This is a genomic window from Faecalibacterium sp. I4-1-79 (assembly GCF_023347235.1).
GTDB classification, from domain to species: domain Bacteria; phylum Bacillota; class Clostridia; order Oscillospirales; family Ruminococcaceae; genus Faecalibacterium; species Faecalibacterium tardum.
Window position 1 is genome coordinate 601,817 of sequence record NZ_CP094467.1, and the last position, 19,373, is coordinate 621,189.

The 19,373-nt window shown below is 58.8% G+C and carries 15 protein-coding genes; 9 read left to right on the top strand and 6 right to left on the bottom strand.

The window, feature by feature from the left end; translation table 11 throughout:
* Window positions 1-8 precede the first annotated feature (8 nt).
* A complete protein-coding gene (serC, locus tag MTP36_RS02875) occupies window positions 9-1,091 on the bottom strand; it encodes a 3-phosphoserine/phosphohydroxythreonine transaminase (protein ID WP_015536611.1) in 1,083 nt (360 codons plus the stop codon).
* A gap of 606 nt (window positions 1,092-1,697) precedes the next feature.
* On the opposite strand from serC, the gene MTP36_RS02880 reads away from it, so the two are divergent.
* The 3 genes from MTP36_RS02880 (at window position 1,698) to MTP36_RS02890 (ending at window position 4,080) form a co-directional block, all read left to right on the top strand.
* Window positions 1,698-2,135 carry a BlaI/MecI/CopY family transcriptional regulator gene (locus MTP36_RS02880; RefSeq protein ID WP_249253447.1) on the top strand — a complete coding sequence of 146 codons (438 nt, stop codon included), beginning with the start codon at window positions 1,698-1,700 and terminating at the stop codon, window positions 2,133-2,135.
* 118 nt (window positions 2,136-2,253) lie between these two features.
* Window positions 2,254-3,612, top strand: a complete 1,359-nt coding sequence (locus MTP36_RS02885; RefSeq protein ID WP_249253449.1) for a citrate/2-methylcitrate synthase — start codon at window positions 2,254-2,256, stop codon at window positions 3,610-3,612.
* A 15-nt stretch (window positions 3,613-3,627) separates the two neighbouring features.
* Window positions 3,628-4,080, top strand: a complete 453-nt coding sequence (locus MTP36_RS02890) for a MarR family transcriptional regulator (RefSeq protein WP_249253450.1) — start codon at window positions 3,628-3,630, stop codon at window positions 4,078-4,080.
* Window positions 4,081-4,148: 68 nt separating this feature from the next.
* On the opposite strand, the gene MTP36_RS02895 is transcribed toward MTP36_RS02890, so the two are convergent.
* From MTP36_RS02895 to MTP36_RS02910, 4 genes are all read right to left on the bottom strand, one after another.
* The gene (locus MTP36_RS02895; protein ID WP_249253458.1) at window positions 4,149-5,255 is read right to left on the bottom strand and encodes a ComEC/Rec2 family competence protein; all 1,107 of its coding nucleotides are present in this window, start codon (window positions 5,253-5,255) and stop codon (window positions 4,149-4,151) included.
* Window positions 5,228-7,285, bottom strand: a complete 2,058-nt coding sequence (locus MTP36_RS02900) for a YgiQ family radical SAM protein (protein WP_249253460.1) — start codon at window positions 7,283-7,285, stop codon at window positions 5,228-5,230. The genes MTP36_RS02895 and MTP36_RS02900 overlap by 28 nt, the downstream gene beginning before the upstream one ends.
* A 12-nt stretch (window positions 7,286-7,297) precedes the next feature.
* Complete coding sequence (locus tag MTP36_RS02905; RefSeq protein WP_249253462.1) at window positions 7,298-10,162, bottom strand: FtsK/SpoIIIE family DNA translocase; 2,865 nt, start codon at window positions 10,160-10,162, stop codon at window positions 7,298-7,300.
* Window positions 10,163-10,256: 94 nt separating this feature from the next.
* The gene (locus MTP36_RS02910; RefSeq protein ID WP_249253464.1) at window positions 10,257-10,940 is read right to left on the bottom strand and encodes a ClpP family protease; all 684 of its coding nucleotides are present in this window, start codon (window positions 10,938-10,940) and stop codon (window positions 10,257-10,259) included.
* Window positions 10,941-11,195: 255 nt separating this feature from the next.
* Here MTP36_RS02910 and MTP36_RS02915 point away from each other — a divergent pair, with 255 nt between their 5' ends.
* From MTP36_RS02915 to MTP36_RS02935, 5 genes are all read left to right on the top strand, one after another.
* Window positions 11,196-11,837 carry a redox-sensing transcriptional repressor Rex gene (locus MTP36_RS02915; protein ID WP_055187049.1) on the top strand — a complete coding sequence of 214 codons (642 nt, stop codon included), beginning with the start codon at window positions 11,196-11,198 and terminating at the stop codon, window positions 11,835-11,837.
* Window positions 11,838-11,841: 4 nt separating this feature from the next.
* Window positions 11,842-12,447, top strand: coding sequence for a thymidine kinase (locus MTP36_RS02920; protein WP_249253466.1), 606 nt, complete (start codon window positions 11,842-11,844; stop codon window positions 12,445-12,447).
* 978 nt (window positions 12,448-13,425) lie between these two features.
* Window positions 13,426-14,817: an ABC transporter substrate-binding protein gene (locus tag MTP36_RS02925; RefSeq protein ID WP_249253468.1), complete on the top strand. Its 1,392-nt coding sequence runs from the start codon at window positions 13,426-13,428 to the stop codon at window positions 14,815-14,817.
* 186 nt (window positions 14,818-15,003) lie between these two features.
* Window positions 15,004-15,933 carry a carbohydrate ABC transporter permease gene (locus tag MTP36_RS02930; protein ID WP_005927102.1) on the top strand — a complete coding sequence of 310 codons (930 nt, stop codon included), beginning with the start codon at window positions 15,004-15,006 and terminating at the stop codon, window positions 15,931-15,933.
* Between the two features lie 16 nt (window positions 15,934-15,949).
* Window positions 15,950-16,801 carry a carbohydrate ABC transporter permease gene (locus MTP36_RS02935; protein ID WP_442900242.1) on the top strand — a complete coding sequence of 284 codons (852 nt, stop codon included), beginning with the start codon at window positions 15,950-15,952 and terminating at the stop codon, window positions 16,799-16,801.
* 83 nt (window positions 16,802-16,884) lie between these two features.
* Here MTP36_RS02935 and MTP36_RS02940 read toward each other — a convergent pair whose 3' ends face one another.
* On the bottom strand, window positions 16,885-17,703 hold the full coding sequence (locus MTP36_RS02940; RefSeq protein ID WP_249253472.1) for a helix-turn-helix domain-containing protein: 819 nt from the start codon (window positions 17,701-17,703) through the stop codon (window positions 16,885-16,887).
* A gap of 111 nt (window positions 17,704-17,814) precedes the next feature.
* Between MTP36_RS02940 and MTP36_RS02945 the strand changes: the two genes are divergently transcribed.
* Window positions 17,815-19,371, top strand: a complete 1,557-nt coding sequence (locus MTP36_RS02945; RefSeq protein ID WP_055186956.1) for a glycoside hydrolase family 28 protein — start codon at window positions 17,815-17,817, stop codon at window positions 19,369-19,371.
* Window positions 19,372-19,373: the final 2 nt, after the last annotated feature.

Sequence of the window (19,373 nt, forward strand, 5' to 3'; positions counted from 1 at the left end):
ACCCCTCTTTATGCATTCTCTTTGCGGAACTTCTCCATGAAGTCCACCAGCTTATCCACGCCCTCAGCAGGCATGGCGTTGTAGATGGAAGCGCGCATACCGCCTACCAGACGGTGACCCTTCAGGTTCACAAAGCCCGCCTCGGCGGCCTCAGCGCAGAACTTTTTGTCCATGTCCGGATTGGGGCTGGTGAAGGTGACGTTCATGGTGCTGCGGTAGCGGTGCTCCACAGGATTTGTGAAGAACTCCTGCCCGTCCAGATAATCGTACAGCACCTTGGCCTTGGCTTCGTTGATCTTTTGCATATTGGCCAGACCGCCGATGTCGTTTTCCAGATACTTGAGCACCAGACCGGTCATGTAGATGCACCAGCACGGCGGGGTGTTGTACATGCTGTCCTTCGCCAGCAGGGTGGTGTAGTTCATCATGGTGGGCACGTTATCTGCGGCGTGACCCAGCAGGTCATCCCGGATGATAGCAATGGCCATACCGGCGGGGGCTACGTTCTTCTGCACGCCAAAGTAGATGCAGCCGTACTTGCTGACATCCACGGGCTTGGAAAGGATCATGGAGCTCATATCTGCCACCAGCGGTACGCCCTCCACCTGCGGCAGCTCCACATATTGGGTGCCGAAGATGGTGTTGTTCTGGCAGATGTGGATGTAGCTGGCGTCCTTGTCGTAGTCGATGGCGTTTACATCCGGGATATAAGTGAAATTTTTATCCTTACTGGATGCTACGATTTTGGCCTCGCCGAACTTGGCGGCCTCCTTGGCAGCCAGACCCGAGAAGTTGCCGGACACGATGTAGTCTGCCTTGCCGGTGGTCATAAAGTTCAGCGGCACCATGGCGAACTGCTGGGTAGCACCGCCCTGAAAGAAGCCCACCTTGTAGTTATCGGGAATGTTCATCACCCGGCGCAGGGAAGCCTCGGTGTCCTTGATGATGGCATCGAACCACTTGCTGCGGTGGCTCATCTCCATGACGCTCTGACCGCTGTCGCCGTATTCCAGCAGCTCGGCCTGTGCCTGCCGCAGCACCTTTTCGGGCAGCATGCTGGGGCCTGCGCTGAAGTTATATACTCGTGCCATAATGAACCTCTCCTTTTCCTGTGATGCACCTATTACGCAGCACCGCCTGTTTTGCGGTGCGTCTGTTACTTTCCGTAGCCGTAGTATACCGGTTTTTCCCTGCCGAAAACAAGAGCATCTTTGCACAAAGATATGGCCCCTGTACCCCGCCTGATGGCACAAAGCATACAAATGTACGCCATGCGGAGACAAAATATAAGACAAATGTAAAAGATGCGCGCTATCCCTTGGTTTCATGCGGATTTTCCACCCTTGCAGCTTTGGCGGAAATGCGGTATACTGGAAATACTAAGACAAATGTAAAAGAAAACTCCCTCAGGCAAAACCTGATGGTTTTGCCAGCTCCCTCGGAGAGGGAGGCTCTGGCATGGCGGGAAGGTTTCTTATTGCATTTGATACTTTAGCACTGAGGGCGACGGCGTGCGCCCTCTCCGTCACGGCTTACGCCGTGCCACCTCTCCCAAAGGGAGAGGCAAGAGCACTGCCGGAAACTTTCGCATTACGCATAACGCTTTAGCAATGGGCTTTAAACCTTGGCTCCCCCTTTGGGGGAGCTGGCAAAGCCGATAGGCTTTGACTGAGAGGGCGCTCCCGCTAAAAAAAATTATGGAGGTACAACAGATGTACGGTTTACCAGATACCCTGCGGCCGCTTTCGGCGGCGGAAGAACAGGTGATGTTGGCGGTGTGGGCGTGCCCGGGCGCGGCGGCGCGGCGGGACATCAGCCAGAAGCTCAAGGCCACCGGCTGGGCGGCGGCTACGGTGCTGAATTTTCTCTACCGGTTGGAGGAAAAAGGCTGGGTCAGGTCGGCAAAGCAGGGCAACTGCAACGTGTATGTGCCGCTGGTCACCCGGCGGGCGTACGGCGTGTACTGTATGCGGCAGCGGCTGGACACCCTGTTTGACGGCGACCTTGCCGCCGCCGTTCATGCGCTGGTAAGCGAGAGCGGCTGCTCTCAGAGCGCCTTGGAGCAGGCCATCCGGGTGTTGGAGGAGAAGCATCAGGAGACGGAGGAGTACGACCTGTACGACCCCTACGGTTGAATTGTTTCATATTTTTTTACAAAATGTTGGTTGACAGCGAAGTATCCGTTCTGTAATATAAAAGCTATTGAAAAACGAGAAACTGATATGGACGAACAGGAAAGGAGCAGCCAGACACATGGATCATTTGCAGAATGTATTAAGCTACTTCGACCAGCAGCAGCCCCTTTGCGCAGAGCATGACCGCATCCCCAAGGACCTCTATCGGGAGTTCGGGGTCAAGGCCGGTTTGCGCGACGAGACCGGCAAGGGCGTGCTGGCAGGTCTGACCAACATCTCGGACATCCGGGCGTTCCAGTATGTGGACGGGGTCAAGCACCCGGCAGACGGTCAGCTGCTGTACCGCGGCTATGACGTAAAAGACCTCATCAACGGCAGCCGCGGCAGCCGCTTTGCCTTTGAGGAGGCGGGATATCTGTTGCTGTTTGGTCAGCTGCCCACCCCGGAGCAGCTGGAGCAGTTCTGCGCGGTGCTGGGCGAGTGCCGCACCATGCCCACCAACTTTACCCGCGATGTCATTATGAAGGCACCCAGCCACGATATCATGAACAGCATGGCGCGCAGCGTGCTGACGCTGGCGTCCTACGACCCCAAGGCGGCAGATTTAGATACCGCCAACGTGCTGCGCCAGAGCATCCAGCTGGCGGGCATCTTCCCCATGCTGGCGGTGTACAGCTACCACGCCTATAACCACTACGAAAAAGACGCCAGTATGTATATCCACCGCCCGGACCCCAGCCTTTCCACTGCAGAGAACTTTTTGCGGATGCTGCGCCCGGATATGCAGTACACCCCGCTGGAAGCCCGCGTACTGGACGTGGCGCTGCTGCTGCACGCCGAGCACGGCGGCGGCAACAACTCCACCTTTACCACCCGCGTGGTCACCTCTTCCGGCACGGACACCTACTCGGCCATGGCGGCGGCGCTGTGCTCCCTCAAGGGCCCGCGCCACGGCGGTGCAAACCTGATGGTCATGCACATGATGCAGAACATCCGGGACAACCTCCACGACATCGAGGACGACGAGGAGCTGGAAGCCTACCTGAAAAAGCTGCTCCATGGCGAGGTCTTCGACCGCAAGGGGCTCATCTACGGCATGGGTCACGCCGTCTACTCCCTGAGCGACCCGCGCGAGGTGGTGTTCAAGGGCTATGTGGAGCAGCTTGCCCACGAAAAGGGCCGGGATAAGGATCTTTCCCTCTACACCCGTATCGAGCGCATGGCACCGCAGCTGATCGCGCAGGAGCGCAAGATCTTCAAGGGCGTCAGCCCCAATGTGGACTTTTACAGCGGCTTTGTGTACGAGATGCTGGGCATCCCCATGGAGCTGTACACCCCGCTGTTTGCCGTGGCGCGCGTCATGGGCTGGAGCGCCCACCGCATCGAGGAGCTGCTCAGCGCCAACAAGATCATCCGTCCGGCCTACAAGAGCCTTGGCGGCACCCATGATTATATCCCGCGCAGCCAGCGGGCATAAAGGGAGGGCATCAGCATGGAAGAAATGCAGCAGCATCAGGGGGAATGGTTCTTCCTCCACGAGCTCAACGTGGATAAGGTGTTCAGCACCATCCAGCGGGCAGATTATCTCATCCTGTATTATATCAAGGTGGCGCAGGAGGAACACCCCGGCGAAAAACTCTATCTTGCCGATCTTGCCGCCGCCATGGGGCTGCGGGTGACCGAGCTTTCCAAGGGCATCGAGAAGCTGCAGGACAGCGGCTTTGTAACATGGAAAACCGACCGCGAGGCCGGGCGCACCTATGTGGAGCTTTCCAGCAAGGCGGTGGAGCTGATGGCAGAGGAGCAGGCGCTTTTGCAGCGCTGCTACCGCCGGATGCGTGCCGAACTTGGGGACGAGGAGCTGCGCCGCGCCGCTGCCACCATGCAGCGCGCCACTGCCATCCTGAAAGAAGAGCGGGAGAAGGAGTTTCCCGCTGCACAGTAACGATTATGAAAGAAAGACACCGGACAGCCTTGCAGGCCGCCGGTGTCTTTCTTTTTATAAAAATATTTTTATTTGATGCAGCTTGCGCAGGGGGTATAGCCTGCGGCAATGGCTTCGTCATAGCTGGAAAAGGGGACTTGGTTCTTTTCCGCAGGCAGGTTTGCGCAGGTGGGCAGATGGAACTTTTTGCTGTTCACATTGCCGATGTAGGCCTGCTGCGCGGTGCTGGAGGACGACGGGTCGGTGGGGTTCAGTTGGCTGTCCGGCACAAAGTGCTCGGTGCCCACGGTGAAGTTCTGGCCGTCACTGCCAATGGTGATGGTGCCCTGCAGGTCGGTGCGGTAGACGTCCACCTTTGCATCCCGCAGAATGCTTAACGTTTCCTCGTGGGGGTGGCCGTACTTGTTGCCCGTGCCGCAGGAGATGACGCCCATTTCCGGCAGCACAGCGTTCAGAAACAGGTAGCCGGTACTGGTGCTGGAGCCGTGGTGCCCTACCTGTAAAACATCAGCCTTCAGGTTGGCACCGCTGTTTACAAGGTCGGTCTCAGCGGTATTTTCCATGTCACCGGTCAGCAGAAAGCTGGTGTTGCCGTAGTCGATGCGCAGCACCAGCGAGGTGTTGTTGGTCTCGCTGTACTGCGTTACCGGGCCAAGCATGGTGACGGTGGCGTTGCCCAGCGGCCAGACCGTGCCCACGGAGGGCACCTCCAATTGTAAGCCCTGCTGCCGGGTGTACTTGACAAAATCGTTGAAGCATTTGGTGCTGCTCTCGGTCACCGGGCTGTAAGCGTGCCCCGCCGGAAACTTTGCCATTACGGCGGCAAGCCCGCCCACATGATCCTCGTGGGCGTGGGAGCAGAACACATATTGCAGTTGCTCCACCCCCTGCTTTTGCAGGTAGGATACCACCAGACTGCCGTCGTCCACATTGCCGCCATCGTAGAGCATGAACTGTCCGTCACACTCTACCAATACGCTCAACGCCTGCCCTACGTCAATGAAGTGCATCTCAAAGGGCTGGCTTGCCCCGGTGGAGGGCTTGACGATGTGTCCGCCGTTGCTGTCACAGGCGGTAAGCCCCAGCGCCAGCACAGCGGCCAGCGCCAGCGCAGCCAGCCGCAGGAACAGGCGGCGGGGGAGCAGGGTTATTTTTTCTTCTTTCCGGTTTTCCACGTTGCGTTCTCTTTCTGTTGATTATTCTTGGGTTTATGGCCGGGCGCAGAGTTGGGCGCAAAGCGTGCGCCCGGGCTGGGCTGACGGCCTGCCGGGGCGGCAGCGCGGGTATTTTTGCCGGTGCTGCGTCCCTTCTGGTTGGAATGTACGGTATAGGTGCCATCGTTGTGGATGGTCACCTCGGCGCTCTCTGCCCGGCGGGCGGTGCGCTGCACGGCGCGCCGGCCAACCGCGGGCACCAGCAGAGGGATGAGATCCTCCCGGTGGGTCAGCTGCAAGGCTTTGACCACTTTTTCCGCGTTGCGGGGCTCGTAGTACTGCAGCAGTGCACGCTGCAATGCCTTGCCCTCGGGGGTCTTTTCCACAAACACCGGCTTGAGGGTGTAGGGGTCAAGCCCGGTGTAGAACATACAGGTGCTCACGGTGCCGGGGGTGGGGTAGAAGTCCTGCACCTGCTCCGGGCGCATGTGGTTCTTATAAAGGTACTCGGCCAGATAGACCGCGTCCTTCAGGGTGCTGCCCGGGTGGCTGGACATGAGGTAGGGCACCAGATACTGCTTTTTGCCCGCCTTCTTGCTCAGCTCGTAGAACTTATCCTTGAACTTGTTGAAGGTCTCGATGGGCGGCTTGCCCATGTAGGCAAGGGTGTTGGGGGCGCAGTGCTCCGGGGCGACCTTCAGCTGTCCGGACACATGGTACTCCACCAGTTCCTTAAAGAAGGTATCGTCCGGGTCAGCCATCAGGTAGTCGAACCGGATGCCGCTGCGGATGAACACCTTTTTTACGCCCGGCAGTTCCCGCACCCGGCGCAGAATTTTAAGGTAGTCGCTGTGATCCACGATCATGTGGGAGCAGGTGGTGGGAGCAAGACAGTGCTTGCCGCCGGTGCACATGCCGCGCAGCATCTGCTCGCGGCAGGAGGGGAAGCGGAAGTTTGCGGTGGGGCCGCCCACATCGTGGATGTAGCCCTTAAAATCCGGCTCGTGGGTCATGCGCTCGGCTTCCTCCACGATGCTGTCGGCGCTGCGGCTGGTGACCCGCCGCCCCTGATGCAGCTGGATGGCGCAGAAGTTGCAGCCGCCGAAGCAGCCGCGGTTCTGGATGATGGAAAACTGCACCTCGCGGATGGCGGGTACGCCGCCCATGCTCTCGTAGATGGGGTGGTAGCGGCGGGTGTAAGGCAGGGCGTAGACCTTGTCCAGTTCTCCGCGCACCAGCGGCTTTGCGGGGATGTTCTGCACCAGATATTTTTCGCTCTGTTTTTGCACGATGATCTGGCCGCTGACCACGTCCTGATTGTCCATCTGGATGCGGCAGGCCTTGGCGTAGGCGGTCTTATCGCTGGCCACCTTTTTAAAACCGGCGCACTCCACATACCGCTGGGGCAGGTGGTCGAAATCGGTCAGGTAGCAGGTGCCGTTCACGTCCGTGATGGTCTCCACCGGCTCCCCGGCGGCCAGACGGCGGGCGATCTCCACGGTCTGGTGCTCGCCCATGCCAAAGCTGATGAGATCCGCGCCGGAGTCCTCGGCGATGCTGGGCAGCACGGTGTCCAGCCAGTAATCGTAGTGGGCAAACCGGCGCAGGCTGGCTTCCAGACCGCCTAAGATCACCGGCAGGTCGGGGTAAGCCTGCTTGGCAAGCTTGGTGTACACGGTGGCGCTGCGGTCCGGGCGGGCACCGGCCTTGCCGCCGGGGGAGTATTCGTCCTCGGCGCGGGGAATTTTTGCCACGGAATAGTGGCTGACCATGCTGTCCACGTTGCCGCCGCCGATGAAAAAGCCGTACTTCGGCTTGCCGAACCGCTTGAAGTCCTCGCAGTCGGTGTAGCGGGGCTGCGCCAGCACGCCCACCTTGTAGCCCTCGGATTCCAGCAGGCGGCTGATGATGGCGGTGCCAAAGCTGGGGTGGTCTACATAGGCGTCACCGCCTACCACCACAAAGTCCAGCTGCTCCCAGCCCCGGGCTTCCATGTCCGCCCGGCTGATGGGAAGAAATTCGGTGTAGATCTGGGGAGTAGAATGTTCCATAATGCTCCTTTATTATTCCTCCGGTTGGTTCATCTGCATTTCCAGCCACTGCTGGCGGCTGATGAGCACGGCGCGGGGCTTTGCGCCCTCGTAGGGGCCGATGATGCTCTTTTGCTCCATCTCGTCCATGATGCGGGCGGCGCGGGCGTAGCCCAGCTTGCAGCGGCGCTGCAACAGGCTGGTGGAGGCCTGACCGGCGTCGATGACCACATCCACGGCCTGCTTGAACATGGGATCGGAGCCTGCGTCCTCCTCGGCATCGGCACCGCCGCCGCCCTTTTTGCCGTCCTGAATGGCGTGCTTTTCCATGGCCTCGATCATGGCTTCGTCGTACTGTACGGTGGCGCTGGACTTGATGAAGTCCAGCACACGGCTGATCTCTTCATCCCGCACAAAGGTGCCCTGAATACGGGTGGGCTTGGGTGCGCCCACGGGCATAAAGAGCATATCGCCCTGACCCAGCAGCTTTTCTGCACCGGCACCGTCCAGAATGGTGCGGCTGTCCACCTGACTGGACACCGCAAAGGCGATGCGGCTGGGGATGTTGGCCTTGATCAGGCCGGTGATCACGTCCACGCTGGGGCGCTGGGTGGCAACGATCAGGTGCATACCGGCGGCACGCGCCTTCTGGGCGATGCGGCAGATGGAATCCTCCACGTCCTTGCCCACCACCATCATCAGGTCGGCCAACTCGTCGATGATAATGGCGATGTAGGGCATCTTTTCCAGTCCCGGCTGCTCGGCAGCCAGCTTGTTGAAGGACTTGATATCGCGCACATTGTTCTCCGCAAACAGGCGGTAGCGGCGCTCCATCTCCTGCACCGCGCTGCCCAGTGCACCGGCAGCCTTGCGGGGCTCGGTGACCACCGGCATCAGCAGGTGGGGGATGCCGTTATACTCGGCAAGTTCCACCACCTTGGGGTCGATGAGCAGCAGCTTCACGTCCTCCGGGCTGGAGCGGAACAGCAGGCTCATGATGATGCTGTTCACGCACACGGATTTACCGCTGCCGGTGCTGCCCGCGATGAGCAGGTGGGGCATCTTACACAGGTCGGTCACCTGCGCCACACCGGCAATGTCCTTGCCAAGGGCGATGCCCAGCGGCGAGGTCATGCGCAGAAAGCTCTGGCTTTCAAAGATACTGCGGATGTACACGGGGGTCTTTTTATGGTTGGGCACCTCGATGCCCACGGCGGGCTTGCCGGGGATGGGGGCCTCCATACGCACATCAGCCACCGCAAGGTTCAGGGCGATATCGTCTGCCAGCGAGGTGATGCGGCTGATCTTCACACCCGCCATGGGCTGCAGCTCGTACCGGGTAACAGAAGGTCCGCGGGAGATATCCAGCACCCGGGTGCGCACGCCGAAGCTTTCCAGCGTGTCCACCAGCTTCTGGGCGTTGGCCTTCAGCTCTTCCTGTGCGCCGGGGTCGCTTTCCTCCTGCGATTTTTCAAACAGCTCGATGGGCGGGTACTGGTACTCGTAGCTGTCCACCGGCTCGGTCTCCTCGGCAGGGGCGGTGGCAGCTGCCTGCTCCGAGACGGCGGGCTTTTCCATGGCCGCTGCCACCAGCGAGTTGATGTCCTTTTCCTCCACCGGCTCGGCGGTGATGCTGATCCAGCCGTCCTCGTCCGGCGCAGAGCGGAACGCCACGGCGTTCTCGGCACTCACCCGGGGCACGGCGGGCTGGATGGGCGCAGCTTCCGGCGGCTGCGGCATCTGCGGCTGCACCACCGGCGCTGCCGGCTGGACGATGGAAGTATCAAAAACAGGGGCAGGGGAAGCCTCTTCCGGCTGGGGGGCATCTTTGGCAAAGAAATCTGACGCAGCGGTGACTACCGGGTCTGCCACGATGGGCGGCGGCGTGGGTTTGGGCGCAGAACGCAGTGGGTCCTGCCCGAAGGTGCCGCCCGGCCCGACGATCAGCGGCTCAATGGGCTCGCTGCCGCCCTCGGAGAGAGCGGTGTGGTCGGGGCCAAGGTCTACGTCAAAAGCGGCGCGGGGACGCGCAACGCTGACCCGCACCGGGGTGATGGGCGGTGTGGCAGGCTCCGGCTGGGCAGGGGCGGCGGGCGCAGCTTCGGCGTCCGCAGCGTCTGCTTCCATCTCCTGCGTTACCTTATGCCCCCAGCGCAGCACGCCGGACATCCAGTCCGGCACCCCCAGATGCAGCCCGGCAGGCTCGTCCTCCTCGTCCAGCGGCTCGTCCTCGGTTTCGTCGTATTCCTCGTCGATCTCCTGCTCTGCCTGCCGGATGGCGGCACGCTCGGCGCGGCGGGCGGCGCTCTGCTCTGCAAAGGCAGAGCCGCGGGCGCGGATGCCGCCGGTGACGGCGCACAGCCAGACCCAGACCTCGGCGGGGGTAATATCAAAAATGTACAAGCTGCCGCACAACAAAAGCACGATCATAATGAGGTTTGCCGCCGGGCGACCGCACAGCAAAAGCAGCACGCCGCCCAGCACAAAGCCCATTGCGCCGCCGGAGAGCCATGCGCTGACGCCGTTGGCGTAGCAGGCAGAAAGCATTTGCAGCGCCGACAGTCCCTGCGGCTGGATATCGGAAAACACGATGACTGTGCCGCAGACAAAGATAAGCCCCAGCACCAGCTTGAGGATGCGGGACAGCAGCTCCTCGCCCCGGGTGTACAAAACGGCCAGACAGCACACGGCTGCACCCAGCACAAAGCTGCCGCAGCCGAACAGCCCGAACAGCACATCATGGAGCACCCGCCATGCGGAATCGCCCTGCACAAAGGCCAGCACCATCAGCAGCAGGCCGCCGAACAGGGTGCCAAGCCCTGCCGGGAGCCGCTGTTCTGCCTTTTTACGGCGGGCAGCAGTACGCCGTTTCGTTGATTTTCGTTTTTTTGTTGCCATTCTACTCTGTTCCCCAACTTCCCATAGACACAATAATTGATTCTACTATTGTACCACGCAAGGGCAAAAATGGCAAACCATAATGTTGTTTTTATTATTCCCGCTCGATCTCCCTGTACAGCCACGTCAGCGCGTCCGAAAGACCGCCCAGCTCGTCGATGAGCTTTTCCTTTACGGCGCGGCGTCCGTCCAGCACTGTGCCCATGTCCATGACCAGTTCCCCGGTGTGGAGCATCAGCTGGGTGTAGCGCTTTTCCGGCATGCCGCTGTGGGCGGCTACAAAACCGGTGATGCGCTGCTGCATCTGCTCAAAGCAGTGCATGGTCTGTGGTACGCCTAAGATTAGCCCGGAGTGCCGCACCGGATGCACTGTCATGGTGGCGGTGGGGACAATAAAGCTGTGCCGTGCGCTGACTGCCAGCGGGATGCCGATGGAGTGCCCGCCGCCCAGTACCAGCGTGGCGCTGGGCTTGGAGATACTGGCGATCAGCTCTGCCAGTGCAAGGCCGGTCTCCACATCGCCGCCCACCGTGTTCAGCAGCACCAGCAGCCCCTCGATGCGGGGGTCCTCCTGCACCGCCACCAGCTGGGGGATGACGTGCTCGTACTTGGTGGTCTTTTGCCCCTGCGGCGCTTCGGTATGCCCTTCGATCTGGCCGATGACGGTCAGGCAGTGGATGACATGACCGCCCCGGCTCAGGGTGACTGTGCCCAGATCCTCGATATCCTCTTTTTCCATCCGGTGCTGCTCTGCGAGGGTGTCTTTTGCCGTATCCATGCGCATTCTCCTTCCGTAGCGGGATCTTTGTGGGGTCAGTATCCCCCGGCATCCGGGGAAGTATACAGGAGAAAAGAAACAAAAAAACTTTGTGAATTTTTTGCTTTTTTATAAATAGGTATTTGACATTCGCCTTTCATGCTGTATACTTTAAATAATATAACAGGATAAAACGGAACATCTCTCTGCGCGCAAAGAAGCCCCTTGCATGGCGGCAGAAGCTGCAGCGCGTTGGGCAGAAAGGAGAATTTTGCTATGAACACCCCCCAAAAAGCATCGATCCCTGTGATCAAGCGTCTCCCCAAATATTACCGGTATCTGCGCTCCTTGCAGGACGACGGCATTACCAGCATCTCCTCCCGGGAGCTGGCTTCCCAGATGGGCACCACTGCCTCGCAGGTGCGGCAGGACTTTAACTGCATCGGTGACGTGAACGGACGGCAGGGCATCGGCTACTCGGTGGAGAACCTGCTTTCCATTCTGGAAAGCCTGCTGTTTGGCAACGGCGACCGTCTGCCCACCATTCTGATCGGCTGCGGCCGTCTGGGCAAGGCGGTGAGCCGCTTTATCACCACCGATACCAACGGCTACAAGCTGATCGCGGCCTTTGACGTGGCCGAGAACGAGGTAGGCAAGGAGATCAGCGGCATCCGCATCCGGCATATTGACGAGCTGGAAGCCTTCTGTGAGGAAAACAAGCCCAAGGTGGCGGTGCTCTGCGTCCCCCGCGATGGTGCACAGCAGGTGAGCGGACGGCTGGTGGATCTGGGCATCGAGGGCTTTTGGAACTTCTCCCACTATGACCTGTCGGTGCCTTACCCCGATGTGGTGGTGGAAAACGTCCATCTGGGCGACAGCCTGATGAGCTTGGGCTACCGTCTGCGCAATCAGGAGTGACGGCATGGCAAAATTGTATTTCCGCTACGGTGCCATGAACAGCGGCAAGAGCACGGCGCTGATGCAGGTGGCACACAACTACGAAGAGCAGGGCATGAAGGTGCTCATTTTGAAGCCGCAGGTGGATACCAAGGGCGGCGGGGAGCTGGTGAGCCGTCTGGGCGTGCGCCGCAAAGCAGACCTGCTGATCCCGCCGGAGCTGGACGTGTTCGAAGCCGTGAAGGCGGCAAACGATGCTTCTGGCCCACTGGCCTGTGTGCTGTGCGATGAGAGCCAGTTCTTTACCCCGAAGCAGGCCGAGCAGCTGTTCATGATCACGGTAGATCTGAACATCCCGGTGATCTGCTACGGTCTGCGAGCAGATTTTTCCCTCAAGGGCTTCCCGGGCTCTACCCGTCTGCTGGAGCTGGCACACACCATCGAGGAGATGAAAACGATCTGCACCTGTGGGCGCAAGGCCATCTGCAACTGCCGCAAGGTGAACGGGCAGTTCGTCTTTGAGGGTGAACAGGTAGCCATCGACCTTGAAAACGATGTGCAGTACGTCAGCATGTGCCCCCAGTGCTACTTCAAGGCGCGGCGGGCGTTCTATGCTGCAAAGAAAAACTGAGATACTTTTATGTTGTATACAAGCCGCTGCGCCGCGCTGGGTGCAGCGGCTTTTTTGCGTGATTTGCGGAAGAGCTACCCCCTCAGCCTCGCTGCGCTCTGCGGGGGAGGTTTTTGCTTGCCGGGGGATGTTCTCTTTTGACACCAAAAGAGAACCAGAAAAGTGCCAGCGATTTCGACGCGCTGGAGCCACGAAAAAGGGGTGGGCTGCACCGGAAAAAACTGAAGATTCACGCCTGTTCGGCGTGAAGATCTTTTAACCGTTTTTTCCGGCTCCGCCGATTTGAAGCCCCTCAGTCGCTGCGCGCCAGCTCCCCCAAGGGGGAGCTGGCACGCCCGCAAACTTTACGGTTTAACCGGGAACTTTGCCGCTATGCCAAGGGCTCTCCCTTTGGGAGAGCTGTCACCGCAGGTGACTGAGAGGGCGAGGACGCTGCCCTTGGGAAAGGTGGCTGCGAACACAGTGAGCAGACGGAAGGGGTATCTCCAACAAGCTGTATACAGACTGATATATTAATTTGCTGCGTTTCGCGGCCACTGATATATCAACTGGGCGAAATACGCACGTTTTTTGCGCTATTGATATATCAGTTCAGATTGGGCAGTTACTCGACAGAGGGGAGAGAAAGTGGGAAAAGAAGAGAGCAGCGGGGGCGGCAGAGCATAAAAAATTACTGGTAGAACGGTAAATGTAACAGAAATTATTGAAATTTTTGCCGTTCTTCCCATGTTGCATCCCAGATTTTTATGCAAGTCATTGAAGTATACAAGTTGCACAGTTTTTCAGCGCAAGTTTATTCATTTCGGCAAGGACGTCGAATCTGTTTCGAAAACAAGAGCAATATTTGTACGTTTTTATGCTGTATCACTGTAAATTGCATCTTTCTTTTTTTGGTGGCTTTTGTTATCATAATTGTATACAAGGGGGTATGTGCAGACCCCCTACATGAAGATGTTTTCTATTAGGAGGAGAACAAAAATGAGCAAGGCAATTTCTCGTCGTAACTTCCTGATGGCTACCGGCGCTGTCGGTGCTGCAGGTCTGCTGGCTGCCTGCGGCAGCAAGCCCGCTGCTTCTTCCACCGCTTCTTCCGCTGCTTCTCAGGCCCCCGCTGCTTCCGCAGATGAGAGCCTGGCCCTGTCTGACGGCCCCGTCAACCTGAGCATCAGCTGGTGGGGCGGCGACAGCCGTCACGCTGCTTACCAGAGCGCTCTGGAGGCTTTCCAGGCTGAGCACTCCAACATCACCGTGGAGCCCACCTTTGCCGCATGGTCCGGCTGGGAAGAGAAGATGGCTGCTGCCTTCATCGCAGGCAACGCTCAGGATGTCTGCCAGGTGAACTGGAACTGGCTGTACAACTACTCTGCCGACGGCAGCAAGTTCGTGGATCTGAACACCACCTCCAAGTTCATCGACCTGACCCAGTGGGATTCCGCTGCTATGGACGCTTGCTATGTGGCCAACAGCCAGCAGTGCGTGCCCGTCTCCATGACCGGTCGTATCTTCTACTGGAACATGACCACCTTTAATAAGGCTGGCATCACCGAGGTTCCCAAGTCTCTGGACGATCTGATGGCTGCCGGTAAGGCTTTTCAGGAGAAGCTGGGCAACGATTACTACCCCATGCACCTGGGCGCATACGACCGTATGATCCTGATGGTGTTCTACCTCGAGTCCAAGTACGGCAAGGACTGGGCTGATCCCGTTACCTCCACCCTGAACTACACCGAGGACGAGATCGCTGAGGGTCTGGCCTTCATCAAGAGCCTGGTGGACAACCACGTCATGATGAACCTGAAGACCTACTACTCTGCAAACTCCGATACCGCTACCCACCAGTCCAACGAGTGGATCACCGGTAAGATCGCAGGCATCTTCGAGTGGGATTCCGCTGCAAGCAAGTATTCTTCCGCTCTGGACGACAGCAACAAGGACGGCTTTACCGTCGGCGAGGAGATCAAGTTCGGCGACAACAACGGCGGCTTCTCCAAGGTGTCCATGGGTCTGGCTATCACCAAGACCTGCAAGAACGTTGCCGAGGCTGCTACCCTGATCAACTTCCTGCTGAACGAGGAAAAGGGCGCTTCCATCATGGGCTCTGAGTGCGGCATCCCCGCTTCCAAGGCTGGCCTGAAGTTCGCTCAGGACGCCGGCGCTGTCAAGAGCCTGGTTGCTGAGGCTAACGCCAAGGTCATGGCTTTCACCACCAACAAGCTGGATCCCCTGTTCGAGAATAACGACCTGAAGGCTTCCGGCACCGGCATCTATCAGGAAGTGTTCGACAACATCGACTACGGTGATCAGACCCCTGAAGAGGCTGTTGAGACTCTGCTGGACGGCATGGAGTCTGTTGGCTACACTATCGGCTAAGCTTACCTCTCTCTGACAGCGGTCAGAACCGGATATTCAGTATCTGAAATAAATAAGGGCATCTGCCGCCCGTACGACAGATGCCCTTGTTTTTTCGGTGAATGGTTATCAAACCTTGAATGAATTGTTGCCGGTCTGTGACCTGCTGCACTGTCTGCTTCAAATCCTGTAAAAGGAGGACTTTGGATGAAAAAAAGTAATGCGCCCGCAGGCGCACGAACTCCGTTCCAGAAATGGGTCGATAAGTATCAGGGTCTGTTTTATCTGATCCCCTGGATCATCGGCTTTCTCGTCTTTAAGGCGTTCCCCTTCGGTCAGTCGCTGTATTACAGCTTCACCGATATGAACTTCTTCAAGGACGGCACCAGCTTTGTTGGTCTGGCCAACTACATTACCGCATTCCACACCAGAAAGATCACCAAGGCGCTGATCATCACCTTCAAGTACGCCTTTATCACCGTGCCCCTGAAGCTGATCTTCGCGCTGTTCATCGCCTACATCCTGAACTTCAAGATCGCCTGCGTCAACCTGTTCCGCACTGTGTACTACATCCCCTCCATTCTGGGCGGCTCTGTGGCTATCGCCGTGCTGTGGAAGGCTGTGTTCAGCGTGGACGGTCTGCTGAACACCGTGGTGCGCGCTGTCACCTTTGGTGCGGTGCAGGGCCCCGAGTGGCTGTCTGACCCCAACTACGCTCTGTGGATCATCTGCTTCCTGCGTATATGGCAGTTCGGCTCCGCCATGGTGCTGTTCCTTGCCGCACTGAAGGGCGTGCCCGCAGACCTGTACGAGGCTGCTACCATCGACGGTGCCGGCAAGTGGCGTCAGTTCTTCTCCATCACCGTTCCGATGATCACCCCCATCATCTTCTACAACCTGGTTACTCAGATCTGCCAGGCTTTCCAGGAGTTCAACGGCCCCTACATCATCACCAACGGTGGTCCCCGTGGTTCCACTACCCTGATCTCCCTGCTGGTTTACAACTACGCATTCAAGTCCTACGACATGGGCATGGCTTCTGCTCTGGCATGGATCATGTTCATCATCGTCTGCATCCTGACGATCATTGCGTTCACCAGCCAGAAGAAGTGGGTCTACTACTCGGATGAAAGGTAAGGTGACCAATATGGGAATGAAAGCATCGAATAAGATCGCAACCTTCTTTAAGTACTTCGTGCTGATCCTGGTTGGTGTCATCATGATCTATCCTCTGCTGTGGATGATCAGCGCTACCTTCAAGGACAACAGCGAGATCTTTGCAGGCATCAGCCTGTGGATCAAAAAGCCTACGCTGGATGGCTACCGCAACGCCCTGAACAACTTCGGCGGCTCCATCAACATCCTGCAGGCTATGCTCAACACTTACAGCTACGTCCTCCCCAAGGTGATCTGCACTGTGGTGTCTGCCTGTATTGCCGCTTACGGCTTTGGCCGTTTCGACTTCCCCGGCCGCAAGCTGCTGTTCAACATCATGCTGGCCACTCTGTTCCTGCCGCAGGTCGTGCTGAACGTGCCCCAGTACCTGCTGTACAACAAGTTCGGCTGGGTGGACAGCCCCTTCTATCTGGCCATCTGGGTGCACTGCGCATTTGCTACCGAGACCTACTTCGTGTATCAGCTGGTGCAGTTCATGCGCAACGTCCCGCGTGATCTGGACGAGGCTGCCGCCATTGACGGCTGCTCCTCTTTCCAGACCCTGTACAAGGTCATCGTGCCCATGCTGGGACCCGCTCTGGTGTCCTGCGCACTGTTCCAGTTCATGTGGAGCTGCAACGACTTTATGGGCCCGCTGCTTTACGTCAGCACCCCCGGCAAGTACCCCATGTCCCTGTTCGTCAAGCTGTCCATGGACGGTGATACCGGCTTTGCATGGAACAAGATCCTTGCGCTGTCCCTCATCTCCATCCTGCCGCAGCTGATCGTATTCTTCTGTGCACAGGATCAGTTCGTTGAAGGTATCTCCGCAGGTGCCGTCAAGGGCTAATGCGCCATAAGAACATCTGACCAAGACCAACACCCCCTGTGCTGCTCCCAACGGATGGCACAGGGGGTGTTTTGGTTGATACATCATTTCGTCTGCTTTTTGCGGTACTGCAAAGGACTGATATCCATCACCTCGCGGAACACGCGGCGGAAGTGGGCTGCGCTGGCAAAGCCGGTCTGCTCGGCAATAGCGCTGATGGACAGCTCGGTGGTCTCCAGCAGTTTCTGCGCAGCCTCGATGCGGCGGTTGTTCAGGTAGTCCACGATGGATTGCCCGGTCACCCGCCGGAACAGGCGGCTGAGGTAGTAAGGGGAAAGGTAGAACTTTGCTGCCACCTCGGTAAGAGAGAACTTTTGCCGGTAGTTGGCGGCAAGATAGCCGCACACCTGCTCAATGGTCTCGTTGCTGGGGCGCGCCACAGCGCTGCTCTCGGCAAGGCACTCCTGCTCTACATAGTGCAGAATCAGCAGCAGGTACAGTCCGCCGGGGTAGTCCTGCTCCGGCATGGCAGCGCGCATCATCTCCAGCAGGGTGCGCAGGCGGCGGGTCCACAGCACCGGGCCGTACAGCACCGTTGCCTCGCCGGGCAAAAACAGCCGGGCAAAATCCTGCTGGGCGGCGCTGCGCAGCTCGTGCAGGGCGCTGAGCGGGAACCGGCAGCCCACCAGTTCCGGGACGGCTGCACCGGCGGCAGAGAGCACCGCGTCCCCCGCGCCCAGCAGCAGCGCACTGCCGGGGTTCAGCAGCAGATCGTTTTCCCCCATTTGCAGGGTGCAGCTGCCCTCGCTTACCAGCAAAAAGGTGCACATCTCCTCGTCTGCCGTCAGCTCCAGCTTGCTACCGTTCAGCCGCACGGTGTCTGCCTTTACCTTTGCGTTGATCTTTTCCCGTTCCGCTTTCATTTTGCGCATCCTTTCCGAGAATAACCCTCCCGGTAGCCGGGAGAGGGCTTTTCCTCATGATACCACGTCTGTCCCGTGGGGGCAAGACAAACTCACAGGAGGTTATTTCGCATGAATCTGACCCTGATCCGTTCCATGACCCGCAGCGCCGTTTTCGAGCTGGAAAACGAGCTGTGCTACCGTCCGGCACACCCCTTTACCGTTGCCCTGAACGGCAAGACGGTGTACGAGGCCTGCAACACCAATGTATTTTCTCTGTTCTCCCTGCTGCCCGGCACCACCTATACGGTGGAGGTGCAGGCCGAGGGTGAGACCCTGAAGCTGGATTTCACCACCGAGGCCGAGACCTTCTTTGTGGATGCTGCCCGCTATGGTCTGGTGGCCGATGGCGAGACCGACAACACCGTGCGGCTGCAGGCGGCGCTGTCCACCTGCCCCAAGGGCGGCACGGTGTATGTGCCCGCCGGCCGTTACCGCACCGCCAGCCTGTTCATGAAGAGCAACACCACCCTGTATCTGGAAAAGGGCGCTGTGCTGCTGGGCGATAACGACCGCACCCATTACCCCATCCTGCCCGGCGTGCTGCCCAGCGAGAACGAGGTGGACGAGTACTATCTGACAGGCTGGGAGGGCAACCCGCTGGACAGCTTTGCGGGTCTGTTGAACATCACGCAGGTGCATGACGTGGTGGTGACCGGTGAGGGCACGCTGGACTGTGACGCCGAAAACGGCGACTGGTGGGTGAACCCCAAGGTCAAGCGCATCGCATGGCGTCCCCGGGCCGTGGCTGCGGTGGACAGCGAGAACGTCTGCCTGCACGGCATCACGGTGCAGAACAGCTACTCGTGGACCATCCACCCCATCTTTGTCAAGCACCTCGACCTGCTCAACTTCAACATCAACAACCCCTACAACGCCCCCAACACGGACGGCATCGACCCCGAAAGCTGCGAGTATATCCGCATCATCGGCATGAATATCCATGTGGGCGACGACTGCATCGCCATGAAGGCCAGCAAAGTCTTTCTGGGCATGAAACTGAAGCGCAGCTGCGAGCACACCGTTATCCGCAACTGCCTGCTGGACAAGGGCCACGGCGGCATCGTCATCGGCAGCGAGATGAGCGGCGGTGTGAAGGACATGGTGGTGACCCAGTGCCTGATGGACCACACCGACCGCGGTCTGCGCGTCAAGACCCGCCGCGGCCGCGGCAACACCGCCGTCATTGACGGGCTGGTGTTCCGCAATGTGGAGATGCGGGGCGTCAAGGCACCCTTTGTCATCAATATGTTCTACTTCTGCGACCCGGACGGCCACGGCCCCTATGTGCAGTGCCGCGAGCCGATGCCGGTGGACGAGTACACCCCCAAGCTGGGCAGCCTGACCATGGAGAACATCGTGGCTACCGATGCCCAGTTCGCGGGCTGCTACTTTGATGGCCTGCCGGAGCAGCCCATCGAACGGGTGACCATGCGGGATGTAAGCATCACCTTTGACCCCAACGCCAAGGAGGGACAGGCAGCTATGGCCGACAACCGTCCGCTGGTGAAAAAGCTGGCCATCTATGCCGAGAACGTCAAAGAGATCGACCTGCACAACGTGAAGATCGAGGGTTACGAGGGCGAGCGGCTGCACTTTGCCAACGTAGGACATTTTGAGGAGGACTGACC